Source organism: Mesorhizobium sp. CNPSo 4670 (assembly GCF_057784235.1).
The window spans coordinates 56922-70404 of sequence record NZ_JBWJFQ010000007.1 but is presented as its reverse complement, the minus strand read 5'-3'; the positions used below and the strand labels follow the sequence as shown (position 1 = coordinate 70404).

Below are 13483 nucleotides of genomic sequence, written 5' to 3'. Positions count from 1 at the left end.
TTTCTTTTTCTTCTTTTCCTCGCGATCCTTTGTGGCCTTGTCAAACTCAGACCACCTATTGCTCCGCCAAGACGCAAAATGGGCTCTATGCTCAAGGATCACGTCTTCCAATTTTCGAATAATCCGCGATGTATCTTTTTTAGTCACTTGTGATACTTTCATCGGTCAGCCCTCTCCACGAGGAGAGTAGCAGATTCGGAAGTGCATTGTGAGCCATTTAATCCCGCGTATCGAATTTCCCGAAATTGTGATTGGCCTAGTAGCTCCCATCGGGACGCCGCTTGGCCCGACAGTAAGCGAATTGCGAGGCCATTTTGAGGCTGTCGGCTATCAGGTGAGGCAGATAAAGGTAACAGACATATACAAATTGCTTTCGCAATTCATATTGCCAAGGGATCCCTTGAATGAGAGTACAAAAGTAGACAGATATAAATCTTATTATGGGAATCAAATTCGAAGAGAGATGGATGACAATTCTATATTGGCTGCATTAACGATTTATAGGATCGTTGGAAGCAGAATAAGAAATGCGCAGAAAGACAGTGATAAGTTTTCTAAAGTGGTATATATTCTAGATCAGTTTAAAAGACAAGAAGAAATAGAGTTATTTAGAGCTGTATACGGTAGAGTTTTCTTCCAGTTATCAGTATACTCTCGGCGATCGGCTAGGGTCGATTATTTGGCTCGTAGCTTTGCTGTAGATGCTGGCGAATTGAATCACGATCATTTTAGATCTGCCGCAGAGGAGTTGGTAAATGAAGACCAAAACCAGCAGAAAGAAAAATACGGACAAAGAGTTGCAAAGATATTCCATGATGCGGATTTCATAGTCAACAAAGACATTTCTGACCCGGATGTGGCTTCCCAAATTAAGCGATTTTTTGAGCTGTTATTCTCTGCTAACTTCCATACACCAAGTAAAATGGAGTATGGAATGTTTGCTGCGAAGTCGGCTGCCTTGCGAACAGCTGACCTCTCGCGGCAAGTTGGCGCCGCCATCTTCTCAGACAGAGGTGAAGTAATTTCTTTGGGTTCTAATGAGGTTCCCAAAGCCGGAGGCGGTACTTATTGGCCAGATGAGCAAAACGACGATCGTGAGTTCAAAAGAGGAAACGACTCCAACGATGCGAGAAAACGAGAGATACTGAACGAGATTTTGAAAATATTGGAAAAGGACGTGTCTCAACTGGATAAGGAAACAAAAAGAAAGTTGGACGATGCGGCATTGATGGACGCTTTGGAATACGGACGAATTGTTCATGCTGAGATGTCAGCATTACTTGACGCTGCTCGTATTGGTAGATCTGTTAAAGACTCCGTCCTTTTTACTACTACTTTCCCTTGTCATATGTGTGCAAAGCACATAGTAGCTAGCGGCGTCTCAGAAGTTGTTTTCCTTGAACCTTATCCAAAGAGCCTAGCCGCAAGGCTGCATGCTGACTCTATAGAAATTGAAGGTCAAGAAAGGGGTGGCTACAAGGACTACCCCTCGGTAGAGTTTAAACATTTCTTTGGCGTCACACCGCGCAGGTATCGAGAATTTTTTGAGAGAAGTCGACGTAAAGAAAAGAACGGAGATTTCGAACATTATATGTCCGGACAGAAAAAACCGTTCTTCGATATTAAGTCCCCTTTCTATACCCAGCTTGAAGAGACAGTTCTACAAAGTATTCGATCTGCAATCGAACGCTTCGGGGCTGTCATCGAGGGATAGGTTATTCCGATCTTTTGATGCGGTCACGCAAAATACTCCTGCAGCGGCCTGACCTCCAGGCTCCCAGCCTTCAGTGCCGCAATCGCCTCCGCCACCGCGGCCGCTCCCGACAGCGTCGTGTAATACGGCACCTTTTGCATCAGCGTGGCGCGGCGCAGCGACTTGGAGTCCGACACCGCCTTCTGGCCGTCCGTGGTGTTGAAGACGATCTGCACCTGGCGGTTGCGGATGGCGTCTTCGATGTGCGGGCGGCCTTCCAGGACCTTGTTGATCTTCTCGGCGACGACGCCGTTTTCGGCGAGGAAGCGTTGGGTGCCAGAAGTGGCCAGCACCTTGAAGCCGAGCCCGGAGAGGCGCTTGACCGCCGGCAATATGCCTTTCTTGTCCTCGTCGCGCACCGAGACGAACAGCGTGCCGGAGCGCGGCAGGTCGACGCCGGCGCCGAGCTGGCTCTTGGCGAAGGCCAGCGCGAAGTCGCGGTCGAGCCCCATGACCTCGCCGGTCGAGCGCATTTCCGGGCCGAGCAATATGTCGACGCCGGGGAAGCGGGCGAACGGGAACACCGCTTCCTTGACCGCGATGTGGCCGGGGTTCCTGGGGTCGGGCATGGCGCCGTAATGGGCGAAAGCGTCTTCCAGCGTCTCGCCGGCCATGATGCGGGCGGCGATTTTCGCGATCGGCCGGCCTATGGTCTTGGCGACGAAGGGCACGGTGCGCGACGCGCGCGGGTTGACCTCCAGCACATAGACCGTGCCGTCCTTGATCGCATACTGCACGTTCATCAGGCCGCCGACATTGAGCGCGCGGGCCAGAGCCGCCGTCTGGCGCTCCAACTCATCCACCAGCTCCGAAGGCAGAGAGTGCACCGGCAGCGAGCAGGCACTGTCGCCTGAATGGATGCCGGCCTCCTCGATGTGCTCCAGAATGCCGGAGACGAAGGTCGCCTTGCCGTCGCAGAGGCAGTCGACATCGACCTCGATGGCGCCTGAGAGATAGGTGTCGAACAGCAGCGGGTTCTTGCCCAAGAGCGTGTTGATCTGGCCGGTCTTGTCGTTGGGGTATTTCTGCTTGATGTCCTCCGGCACCAGGCCGGGCACGGTGTCGAGCAGGTAGGATTGCAGCATGCCCTCGTCATGGATGATCTGCATGGCGCGGCCGCCGAGCACATAGGACGGGCGCACGACCAGAGGGAAGCCGAGCTCGCCGGCAACAAGGCGCGCCTGCTCGACCGAGTAGGCGATGCCATTCTTCGGCTGGCTGAGGCCGAGCTTGTGCAGCAGCTTCTGGAAGCGGTCGCGGTCTTCGGCAAGATCGATCATGTCAGGCGAGGTGCCGAGGATCGGTATGCCGGCCTTTTCCAGCGCGTCGGCCAGCTTCAGCGGCGTCTGGCCGCCGAACTGGACGATGACGCCGACCAGTTCGCCAGACGCTTGTTCGGCGCGCAGGATCTCCAGCACGTCTTCCGCCGTCAGCGGCTCGAAATAGAGCCGGTCGGATGTGTCGTAATCGGTCGACACGGTCTCCGGGTTGCAGTTGATCATGATCGCTTCATAGCCGGCGTCGCGCAGCGCAAAGGCGGCGTGGCAGCAGCAATAGTCGAACTCGATGCCCTGGCCGATGCGGTTGGGGCCGCCGCCGAGGATGACAACCTTCTTGCGCGACGACACCTGCGCCTCGTTGGCGAGGTGGCCGGCGAACGGCACTTCATAGGTCGAGTACATGTAGGCGGTGGGCGAGGCGAACTCGGCCGCGCAGGTGTCGATGCGCTTGTAGACCGGGTGAACGTTGAGCTTTTCGCGAGCCTTCTGGACTATCTCGATGTCGGTCCTGGTCAGCGAAGCGAGGCGGGCGTCGGAAAAACCCATCGCCTTCAGCATGCGCAGATTGACGGCGTCGCCCGGGATGCCGTGCTCGCGGATGCGGGCTTCCATGGCGACGATGCCGGCGATCTGCTCGAGGAACCATGGGTCGATCTTGCACATGGCGTGCACGTCTTCCAGCGAGGTGCCCATGCGGATCGCCTGCGCCACCATGCGCAGCCGGTCGGGCGTCGGCGTGCCCAGTGCTGCGCGGATGGCGTTGCGGTCGTCGGCATGGTTGGCGATCGCGGTCCCATGGCCGAGGCCGGGGATCTCGATCTCGTCGAGGCCGGTGAGGCCGGTTTCGAGACCACGCAAGGCCTTCTGCAGCGATTCCTGGAAAGTGCGGCCGATAGCCATGACTTCGCCGACCGACTTCATGGCGGTGGTCAGCACCGGCTCGGCGCCGGGGAATTTCTCGAAGGCAAAACGCGGGATCTTGGTGACGACGTAATCGATCGACGGCTCGAAGGAGGCCGGCGTGGCGCCGCCGGTAATGTCGTTCTCCAGCTCGTCCAGCGTGTAGCCGACGGCGAGCTTGGCCGCGATCTTGGCGATGGGGAAACCGGTCGCCTTGGAAGCCAGGGCGGAGCTGCGCGAGACGCGCGGGTTCATCTCGATCACCACCAGACGGCCATCGGCCGGGTTGACCGCGAACTGCACGTTGGAACCGCCGGTCTCGACGCCGATCTCGCGCAGCACCGCGATCGAGGCGTTGCGCATCATCTGGTATTCTTTGTCGGTGAGCGTGAGCGCTGGGGCGACGGTGATCGAATCGCCGGTATGCACGCCCATCGGGTCGATGTTCTCGATCGAGCAGACGATGATGCAATTGTCCGCCTTGTCGCGGACGACCTCCATCTCATATTCCTTCCAGCCGAGCACGCTCTCCTCGATCAGCACTTCGGTGGTCGGCGAGGCATCGAGGCCGGACTGAACGATGTCGTAGAATTCGGCGCGGTTGTAGGCGATGCCGCCGCCGGTGCCGCCCATGGTGAAGGACGGGCGGATGATGGCCGGCAGGCCGACATGGTCGAGCGCCTGGGCTGCGATCGCCATGCCATGGCTGATGTAGCGCTGCTTGCGGTCGCCTTCGCCGAGGTTCCAGCGGGTTTCCAGCGCGTCGAGCGCGGCGTCGAGATCGGCCGGGGCCTCAGCCTTGACGGCGGCGCGCTCGGCCTCATGCGTCTTGCGGTCGGTGTTCTTGACGTCGGTGGCGTTGGCCAGCATCGACTTCGGCGTTTCCAGCCCGATCTTCTTCATCGCCTCGCGAAACAGCGCGCGGTCCTCGGCCTTGTCGATCGCCGTGGCGTCGGCGCCGATCATCTCGACATTGTAGCGCTCGAGCACGCCCATGCGGCGCAGCGACAAAGCGGTGTTGAGCGCGGTCTGGCCGCCCATGGTCGGCAGCAGCGCATCGGGCCGCTCCTTGGCGATGATCTTGGCCACGACTTCCGGCGTGATCGGCTCGATATAGGTGGCGTCGGCCAGTTCCGGATCGGTCATGATTGTGGCCGGGTTGGAATTGACCAGGATGACGCGAAAACCCTCTTCCTTCAGCGCTTTGCAGGCCTGGGTGCCGGAATAATCGAACTCGCAGGCCTGGCCGATGACGATGGGGCCGGCCCCGATGATCAGGATCGACTTGATGTCAGTGCGTCTTGGCATGGGCGATAAGTTCCGTTCGGCGGGCGGCTTGCACAAAAAACCGGGACGGGAAGACCCGGCCGGTTGTGCTCGCGATTCTGGTATCAGGCTAGGAGGGCCTTATAGGGAAGAGTTTTGCCCGATGTAACCCCGAAAATGAGGGGAGTAGGGGAGTAGGGGAGTAGGTAGAGTTTGGAGCGCGCTGCAAACATACTGCCTTACTGCCCTACTCGCTTACTCCCCTAAGACTAATCCCCCAGCGCCAGCTGATCCGTTATCTCGAAGCGTTCGGAGACGCCGATGCGGATCATGTTCAGGCTGCCTTCACGGGTGAAGCGGAAGTCGGTCTGCCCGTCCGAGCCGGCCGGCTTGCCGGCGACGAAGGAGATGACGCGGGTGCCGCCGTCGGGCCAGGTGACGGTGACGTCGGCCTTGTCCGTGCCGGCGTGCACGACGCTGACCGCGCAGCGCGTCATCGGCTCGCCGACATAGCGGGCGCAGGGAATTTCTTTGGTGACGTGGTCAGATGGGGTGGCATGGCCGGCTGGCGGTTCCAGCCGCGCGACGGCTTGCGAGTCAGGCGGCGGGGCAATGGATGCCGCGGCCGGCGGCTTTTCGATCTCGCCGGTCGTCGGGTTTTCCTGCACCGCGAAGGCCAGGCCGTAGGCGTCTCGCATGGCCGTTTGGCCGATTTCGACGGCTGATCTCTGGGTGCTTTCGGCGCCAGCCTCCGGACCCGCGCCACCCAGGCGCGCCGCCAGGTCGGGCGGCGTTGCGATCGGCGGCTGTGGCTTGGCGGGGTCGCCGGTTTGTGGTTTGTCCGGCGCCGATGCCTGATCGGCCTCATTGCCAGTGGAGGCGACCGTCGGTGCGTCGGCCGGTCTTGCCTGACCTTCGACATAGGGGGCCGGATTGAGTGGGATGAGGTAGCGCGCCGGCGCCCATCCGCTCAGCTTGTCCTTGCCGGTGCTCTCGACCTTGCACCATTTGTTGCCGTTGACGTCGTTGCAGCCGAGATTGGTGACGCTGGCGCCTCCGGCCAGACGCGCTTCGACCGTGGCGACCGGCGATGCTGCTGTGCGGATATTGAGAAGGTCATCCGGCGCAAGGCCGGTGACGATGGAGATGACGAGATCCGGCGATTCTTCGGCCATGGCGGGGCCAACAGCCGGCCAGGCCGCCATCAGAAGCGGAGCCGCAATCAGCGCATGCAGGGTTGTTCGGAGCGTAACTGTGCGCCTCATCATTCGGCCGTGCGCTGATACTCAAAGACACCGTGCACGCTATGGATCGAGCCCGTCGCATGCCCGGCCGGTTTTATAAGCGACGGCGCGCCGCCATGTAAGCCCGAAAATTCGAACGAACCATGGTGCTGGGCGGACGGGAGAAACCCTGCTGCTCCTTGCGAAGCCCCAGCTGATCCCCTCGCCAGGTCAATCCTCCCGGCCTGGCTGAGGGCATTTCGTGTCTAGCCGCGGCGGCTTGGCGTTGCAAGTTTACGGGTCAGGGAGGCTGGCGGCATCAACGAGTTCAGCCCGGCATGAGCTACGCTCAGCCCGGCATGAAGCCGGTCCTGAGCGCGTGGGCCCATTCCGGGCGTCCCGCATCTTCGGCCTGTCTGGCCGCGGCTTCGTGGTCGTAGTCGACGGCGATGGCCTCGAAGCGGTCGGGCTGGCCGGCGCTGCCCAAGGTGACAATGCCGTAGCGCGCATGCGGCGAGCCCTGCTCCGAGACATGCGCGGGCGGCGTCGAATCGTCATAGGCGGGGCAGCCGATGCTGCCGGGATTGAAGACGACCGGACCATCGGGAATGCGGATCAGCTCGGCCCGGTGGCTGTGGCCGCACAGCGCGATGCGGCAGGCCGGGTCAAGCGCCTTCAGCCGGCGCCGGATCGCCGCCAATGGCGCGCGCACCAGCTGGCCATCGGTGATCGCATCGAGCAGATATTTCTCGTCATGGTCGGGACGGGCGTGGAAGGCGATGATGCCGGGCGCGATCTCCAGCGCCAGCGGCTGCGCGAACAGCGCCTCGCGCTGCGCCAGCGTCAGCCGCTGCTGCGCATAGGCGTCGGAAGGCCACATCTCGTCGCTGGTCGGATCGGCGGCGACGCGGCGGTCGTGGTTGCCGCGCACCGTCGGCAGGTTGAGCGCCTCCAGCCGCGCAAACGTCTCGCGTGGCCACAGCGGGCCGGAAACGCTGTCGCCGAGATTGACGGTCAGGTCGGCGCCGCCGCGCTGCTTCAGATCGTCAAGCACGGCGTCCAGCGCCAGCACATTGCCATGGATATCGGCGAGGACGGCGATGCGCATCTTGGGTGGCTCCGAACGTGGGGCAGCGTTTTCTCTTTCCCCCGCTATGCGGGGCGAGGAACCCAATTCCTGCAAGGGTCAGGCGGAAACTTCAAGATCGTGGCCACCGACCGCGGGCAGCGCGGGATCGTCTCCGGCGGCGGCGATGACGCTGTCGAGCAGGCCGGGGAAGCGGGCGTCGAGGTCGGCGCGACGCAGCGTTATCATGCGGTTGGTGCCAACGACTTCGGCGCGGGTGACCCCGGCCTCGCGCAGTTTGGCCAGATGATAGCTCAGATTGGTCTTGGAGCCGAGGTCGAGGAACTGGCTGCAGTTCAGCGCCACGCCTTCCTTGCTGGCGAGATAGCGCACGATGGCGAGCCGCGTCGGGTCACCGAGCACGCCGAGCACGATCGGCAGGCTGATCTGGTCGGTATTGGGGTGTGGCAAGGTCATGGCTGGAAACTAAGCACAGTTCGGGCCGATTTCAACGCATCCATCCTGCTCTGCGCATACGCGCCGTTCTTCCGTTGCGATCCGTGCTGACCGACTGTGCTGACACAGGGCTGTCAGGAGGGTGCTGCTATTTTTCCCTGGCTTCATTGACATCATGCCCTGCCATGTCCAATTGTTCAATAACTTTTGAACTAAGGACCCGCCCCATGGACAAGCGCCTCTTCTGGCTTGCGCTCGGATCGTTCACGATCTCGACCGAAGGCTTCGTCATCTCCAGCCTTTTGCCGGACATCGCGGCGGACGCGGGCATCTCCATTCCGCTGGCCGGCACGCTGATCACCGCCTTCGCGCTGGCCTATGCGGTGGGCACGCCGATCCTGGCGACGCTGACCGGCGAATGGGACCGGCGCCGCGTCATCCTGTGGACGCTGGTGTTCTTCGTCATCGGCAACATTGCCGCCGCCTTGAGCTCCTCCTTCGAACTGCTGTTGATCGCGCGCATCGTCATGGCGCTGTCGTCGGGCCTGTTCGCCGCGACCGCGCAAGGCACGGCGGTGGCGCTGGTCGATGACCATCACCGGGCCCGCGCCATTGCCGTCGTCGTCGGCGGCACCACGGTGGCCGTCGCGGTCGGCGCGCCGCTCGGTGCGCTGGTTGCGACAATCGCCGGCTGGCGCGGCACGTTCTACGCCATCGCCGGCCTTGGCGCGCTTGCCGGCGCGATCCTTTGGTACCGGCTGCCGCGCGGCATCGTCGGCACCAGGCTGCCCCTGAAGCGCAGGCTGGCAGCGGCCATGCGTCCCGGCGTGATGCCGATCCTGCTGACGACGCTTCTGGCGCTGACCGGCGCCTTCACCGTCTTTGCCTATGTCGCGCCGCTCGCCATCGAGGGCGGCGGGCTCAGCCAGATCGCGCTGCCCGGCATGCTGCTCGCCTTCGGTGTCGGCGCCGTCATCGGCAACATCGCCGGCGGCCAGGCGGCCGACCGTTTCGGCGCGACGCGCACCGTCGGCTGGTCGCTGACGCTGAGTGCGGCGATGCTGGTCATGCTGTCGGTTATCCCGACCTTCCTGCCGTCCCATATTGCCGGGCCGGCGCTGATGGCGATGATGGTGCCGTGGGGCATTGTCGGCTGGGCGTTCCCACCGGCGCAGGCCAGCCGCATCATCAAGCTGGCGCCCGACGCCGCGCCGATCGTGCTGTCGCTCAACGGTTCGGCACTCTATCTCGGCGTGGCGCTGGGCGCCGTGGTCGGTGGCGCCGTGCTGCGCTACGGCGCGCCGGCCGATCTCGGGCTGGTCGCCGCGGCCTTCCCGATCATCGGGCTCGGCATCGTGCTGGCCGGTCGCTGGGCGGCGCGGCCGGTTGCAATGCCGGCTGAATAGTCTTTTCGGAAGCCCGTCGGCTGCCTTAGCCGGCCGGCGGCAGCTCGAAATCGAGCGCGGCGATATCATCCAGCGCCGCGCGCAGTTTTGCCGCCTGATCCTTGCCGACCACGTCCTCGAAACGCTGCTGGGCGACGTGCCACAGCTTCATCGCCTCATCGAGTTTGACCAGACCTTGCGGCGTCAGCCGCACGCGCTTGATGCGGCGGTCGTCCGGATCGGCGAAAGTCTCGACATAGCCGTCGCGGATCAGTGGCTTCAGCGTGTGGCCAAGCGCCGACAGGTCCATGATCAGGGACGCGGCAATGGCACCCATCGCCGGCTCGTTGCCGATATGGATCTGGTAAAGCAGGCCCTGCTGCGTGGCCTTGAGGCCCGAAGGCGCGAGCACATCATCATAATACTGGCCGAGCTTGCGTGCCGCGCGACGCAGCATGGCGTTGTTGCACAGCGTCAGGCCGGGCAGGGCATCTTTTGACATGTTTTTCTCTCGGCTCTTTCTCTCGGCGACGGCTGCATCACGCCCGACCGCTTACCCCTAAATAATCTCAGTCCCGATCATTGACAAGATAGTGGCATATGCCTATTTCAAGGATAGTGGTATATGCCACTAAATGAAATCAGATGACTTTGGCGGCAAGGCAAGGGCAGTTGCCCACGGTGCCGGCGGCAAAAGTCGAAGCGAAGCAATCAGTCGAAGAAGGAACAAGACAATGAGTGGACAGAGCAACAAGGGCACGGCGGTGGTCACCGGAGCTTCGGCGGGCATCGGTGCGGTCTATGCGGATCGGCTGGCAGGGCAGGGCTATGACCTGCTGCTGGTGGCGCGGCGCGCCGACCGGCTCGAGGAACTGGCGGAGAAGCTGCGCTATGCCTACGGCCGCAAGGTCAGCGTGATCAGCGCCGATCTCGCCGACGACAATGATGTCCGCCGCGTCGAGCAGGCGATCGCCGCCGACGACAGCGTGACGGTGCTGGTCAACAATGCCGGCATTGGCGGCCAGCAGGTGGTGGCGACAGCCGATGCCGACGCCGTCGAGCGCATGATCAAGGTCAATGTCATCGCCTTGACGCGGCTGACCCGTGCGGTGCTGCCAGGTCTGGTGGCGCGCAACCGTGGCGCCATCGTCAACATCGCCTCGGTGCTTGCCTTCGACACCTCGTTCGGCGGCATCTACAGCGGCACCAAGGCCTATGTCGTCAACTTCACCGAAGCCCTGCAGCGCGAAGTTGCGGGTACGCAGGTGAAGGCGCAGGTGGTGCTGCCAGGCGCGACCCGGACCGATTTCTGGGAGATCGCCGGCAGCGATATCGATAGCCTTCCGCAGGAGATCGTCATGACGGCGGACGATCTGGTCGATGCCGCACTTGTCGGCCTGGCCAAGGGCGAAACGGTTACCGTGCCGGGGCTTGCCGACGCCACCAAGCTGGACACTTTCCTCGGCGCGCGCCAAGCCTTCTACGGCAGCCTGCATGCCAACAAGCCGGCGGCACGCTACGCGGCTTGAGCCCGCGTGTGGCGGTTGGCGTTCAGGCCGACCGCCACATTGGAATGATCGAGGCGGCAAGCACCAGCGCCATCACGATGTTGAGCGCGCGCCATTGCCATTCTGTCTTGAGCAGCCGGGCAAGCAGCATCCCGGCCACGCACCACAGCGACAGCGAGGCAGCTGCTGCCAAGCCGAAGGTGGCGCCTAGCAGCAGCGCAAGCTGCAGCGGGCCGCTGGTCAAAGCCGCGAACGAGGCTGCCGCGCCGAGCCCCATCGCCCAGCCCTTGGGGTTCATCCATTGAATGCCGGCGCCGCCGAGAAAGCTGTTCGGACTGGCCATGGTGACGTCCAGGTCGGGCGGTCCGCTGCGACCGATCTTGATCGCCAGCCAGACGAGATAGAGCGAGCCGACGACCTTCATCGCCAGTTGCAGCGAGGGCACCGCAAGCAGCAGGCCGGCGAGCCCGGCGGCCGCGGCGGCCGTCACCGTGGCGAGGCCGGCGGCACTTCCAACGAGCAAGGGAACGGAACGGCGAAAGCCGAACTGCGCGCCGGACGCCGTCGACAGGGTCGTGGCGATGCCGGGCGTGGTGGTGGCAATGATCGCAAACAGGACGAGGGGGATGATCGGCTCGAGCATGCGGCTTCCTTTAAGCGTGTCGACACGCTTCAAGTTTTGTTTCTGCATCTCGTTCTCCCAAAACCGCTGCGCATTTTTGGGCGACATGCATCGACGGACACCGCCATCCTAGCCGCGCATGAACTTCAGTAAATACAATGTTTGCTATGCTTGGCATTAGAAGACATAATGCAGCTATGATCCGAAATCTCGACATGGCGCTGATCCGCACCTTCGTCACCGTCGCCGACAAGGCCAGCATGACGGCGGCTGCCAATGCGCTGCACCTGACGCAAGGCGCCGTCAGCCAGCAGGTCAAGCGGCTGGAGGAGGCGCTCGGCGCCAGCCTGTTCGAGCGCGACCGGCGCGGCCTCAGACTGACGCGCGCTGGTGAGCGGCTCTTCGGTAAGGGCAAGCGGCTGCTGGCCTTGAATGACGAGATCTGGGGCGAGATGGCGGGCACCGGGGTGGCCGGCCAGGTGCGGCTCGGCGTGCCCTACGATCTTGTCGGCACCTTGCTGGCGCCGGTGCTGAAGCGCTATGCCGAGACCTATCCGCAGGTCGAGATATCGCTGGTCTGTGCCTCGTCACCGGAACTGACTGCTGCTCTCGCGGCAGGCACGATCGACCTTGCGGTGATCGAGGAACGGGTCGGCCCGTCGGCCGGCGAGTGCCTGGCCATAGACCGGCTGGTCTGGGTCGGCGCCAGGGCCGGCGTTGCCCGGGCCAAGCGGCCGCTGCCGGTTTCGATCGTTGCCGACACCTGCGCCTTCCGGCCGGCAGTGCTGTCGGCGCTCAGCGAGCACGGGCTGGAATGGCGCACCGTGTTCGAGAACGGCAACATCGACGCGACGACGGCAACGGTGCGCTCGGACCTCGCCGTCACCACATGGCTGGCCTCCACCGTGCCGGCCGATCTCGACATATTGCCATTGGAGTCCGGGCTACCGCCGCTGCCGAATTTCTCGATCAACCTGCATTTGCCGAGGCATAGTGTCGGACCCGCTGCACAGGAATTCGCGCGGTATTTTCGCGAAGGGCTGGCACGGCGGCTGGTGGCAGCGTGAAGGTTGCAGTTCACTAGAGCACCCCTCATCCGTCTCGGCGCTGTGCGCCGATCCACCTTCTCCCACAAGGGGAGAAGGCAAGCGCGCACGGATGTCATTGCTGATCGTCAACGTTGAGATTGGCTGCGCCGTATATGCCAGGCTTCACCTTCTCCCCTTGTGGGAGAAGGTGGCCGAGCAAAGCTCGGTCGGATGAGGGGTGCTCCAGCTTGATACCGAGTCCGACACGCTACTTCCAATTCTTGCGCCGCTCGATCTCTGCCTCGGACGGCTTTTCCGGCGCGAACGATCCGGTCTTGATCTCGCCGCCGCGCTCATAGGTCGCCATGATGACGCCGGTGCTGGAGGCCTGCGAACGGGTCAGCTTCAAGCCGGAAGGCATGGTGCCGTTGCCGAACAGCCGCTTTCCCTTGCCCAGCACCAGCGGGAAGATCAGGAGGTTGATCTCGTCGATCAGATCATTGGCGAGCAAGGTCTGGATCAGGTCGCTCGAACCCTGGATCAGCAGGTCCGGGCCGTCTTGCTGCTTCAGCTTGCGCAGCGTGGCCACGACGTCGTCGCCCAGCGACTGGCTGTTGTTCCAGGTCAGCGTGTCGTGCCGGTGCGTCGCTACATATTTGGTGACGGCGTTGAAGCTTTCAGCGATCGGATCGTTGTCCTGGTACGGCCAGTGCGCCGCGAAGATGTCGTAGGTCTTGCGGCCAAGCAGCAGGTCGAAGGGCTTGGTGAAGGTCTCGCCCATGAACGCGCCCATGGCGTCGTCCCAGTAGTGGAACGTCCAGCCGCCGAACTTGAAGCCGCCGGCCGGATCCTCTTCCGGACCGCCTGGGGCCTGCATGACGCCATCGAGGCTGACGAATGTCGCGGCGATGATCTTTCTCATTCCAGTGCTCCGGTTTCTTCAATCCAAGCCGTAGCGGCTGGACTTCAGCCCAAGGACGAGCGAATAGCCGCCCG

Annotated in this window: 11 protein-coding genes; 4 read left to right on the top strand and 7 right to left on the bottom strand. The window is 62.5% G+C overall.

Going from position 1 to position 13483, the window contains the following annotated elements; genetic code table 11:
• Positions 1-208 precede the first annotated feature (208 nt).
• A complete protein-coding gene (locus AC0ZT5_RS14105; RefSeq protein WP_488496928.1) occupies positions 209-1714 on the top strand; it encodes an anti-phage dCTP deaminase in 1506 nt (501 codons plus the stop codon).
• A gap of 23 nt (positions 1715-1737) precedes the next feature.
• Here the strand turns inward: AC0ZT5_RS14105 and carB are convergent, their stop codons facing one another.
• The 4 genes from carB to AC0ZT5_RS14085 form a co-directional block, all read right to left on the bottom strand.
• Positions 1738-5241, bottom strand: coding sequence for a carbamoyl-phosphate synthase large subunit (gene carB / locus AC0ZT5_RS14100; RefSeq protein ID WP_488496927.1), 3504 nt, complete (start codon positions 5239-5241; stop codon positions 1738-1740).
• Positions 5242-5468: 227 nt separating this feature from the next.
• Positions 5469-6374, bottom strand: a complete 906-nt coding sequence (locus AC0ZT5_RS14095; RefSeq protein WP_488496926.1) for an SH3 domain-containing protein — start codon at positions 6372-6374, stop codon at positions 5469-5471.
• 397 nt (positions 6375-6771) lie between these two features.
• Positions 6772-7530 (bottom strand): metallophosphoesterase family protein, encoded by a 759-nt coding sequence (locus tag AC0ZT5_RS14090; RefSeq protein WP_488496925.1) that lies wholly within the window; start codon positions 7528-7530, stop codon positions 6772-6774.
• Positions 7531-7608: 78 nt separating this feature from the next.
• The gene (locus AC0ZT5_RS14085; protein WP_457152519.1) at positions 7609-7965 is read right to left on the bottom strand and encodes an ArsR/SmtB family transcription factor; all 357 of its coding nucleotides are present in this window, start codon (positions 7963-7965) and stop codon (positions 7609-7611) included.
• A 206-nt stretch (positions 7966-8171) separates the two neighbouring features.
• Here AC0ZT5_RS14085 and AC0ZT5_RS14080 point away from each other — a divergent pair, with 206 nt between their 5' ends.
• On the top strand, positions 8172-9350 hold the full coding sequence (locus tag AC0ZT5_RS14080; RefSeq protein ID WP_488496924.1) for an MFS transporter: 1179 nt from the start codon (positions 8172-8174) through the stop codon (positions 9348-9350).
• A gap of 25 nt (positions 9351-9375) precedes the next feature.
• Here AC0ZT5_RS14080 and AC0ZT5_RS14075 read toward each other — a convergent pair whose 3' ends face one another.
• The gene (locus AC0ZT5_RS14075; protein ID WP_488496923.1) at positions 9376-9831 is read right to left on the bottom strand and encodes a MarR family winged helix-turn-helix transcriptional regulator; all 456 of its coding nucleotides are present in this window, start codon (positions 9829-9831) and stop codon (positions 9376-9378) included.
• Between the two features lie 232 nt (positions 9832-10063).
• On the opposite strand from AC0ZT5_RS14075, the gene AC0ZT5_RS14070 reads away from it, so the two are divergent.
• Entirely contained in the window at positions 10064-10858 is a 795-nt protein-coding gene (locus AC0ZT5_RS14070; protein WP_457152522.1) for an SDR family NAD(P)-dependent oxidoreductase, read from the top strand.
• 22 nt (positions 10859-10880) lie between these two features.
• On the opposite strand, the gene AC0ZT5_RS14065 is transcribed toward AC0ZT5_RS14070, so the two are convergent.
• Complete coding sequence (locus AC0ZT5_RS14065) at positions 10881-11480, bottom strand: LysE family translocator (RefSeq protein ID WP_488497075.1); 600 nt, start codon at positions 11478-11480, stop codon at positions 10881-10883.
• Between the two features lie 176 nt (positions 11481-11656).
• On the opposite strand from AC0ZT5_RS14065, the gene AC0ZT5_RS14060 reads away from it, so the two are divergent.
• The gene (locus AC0ZT5_RS14060; protein WP_488496922.1) at positions 11657-12526 is read left to right on the top strand and encodes a LysR family transcriptional regulator; all 870 of its coding nucleotides are present in this window, start codon (positions 11657-11659) and stop codon (positions 12524-12526) included.
• A 229-nt stretch (positions 12527-12755) separates the two neighbouring features.
• On the opposite strand, the gene AC0ZT5_RS14055 is transcribed toward AC0ZT5_RS14060, so the two are convergent.
• Positions 12756-13409, bottom strand: a complete 654-nt coding sequence (locus AC0ZT5_RS14055; RefSeq protein WP_488496921.1) for a dihydrofolate reductase family protein — start codon at positions 13407-13409, stop codon at positions 12756-12758.
• Positions 13410-13483: the final 74 nt, after the last annotated feature.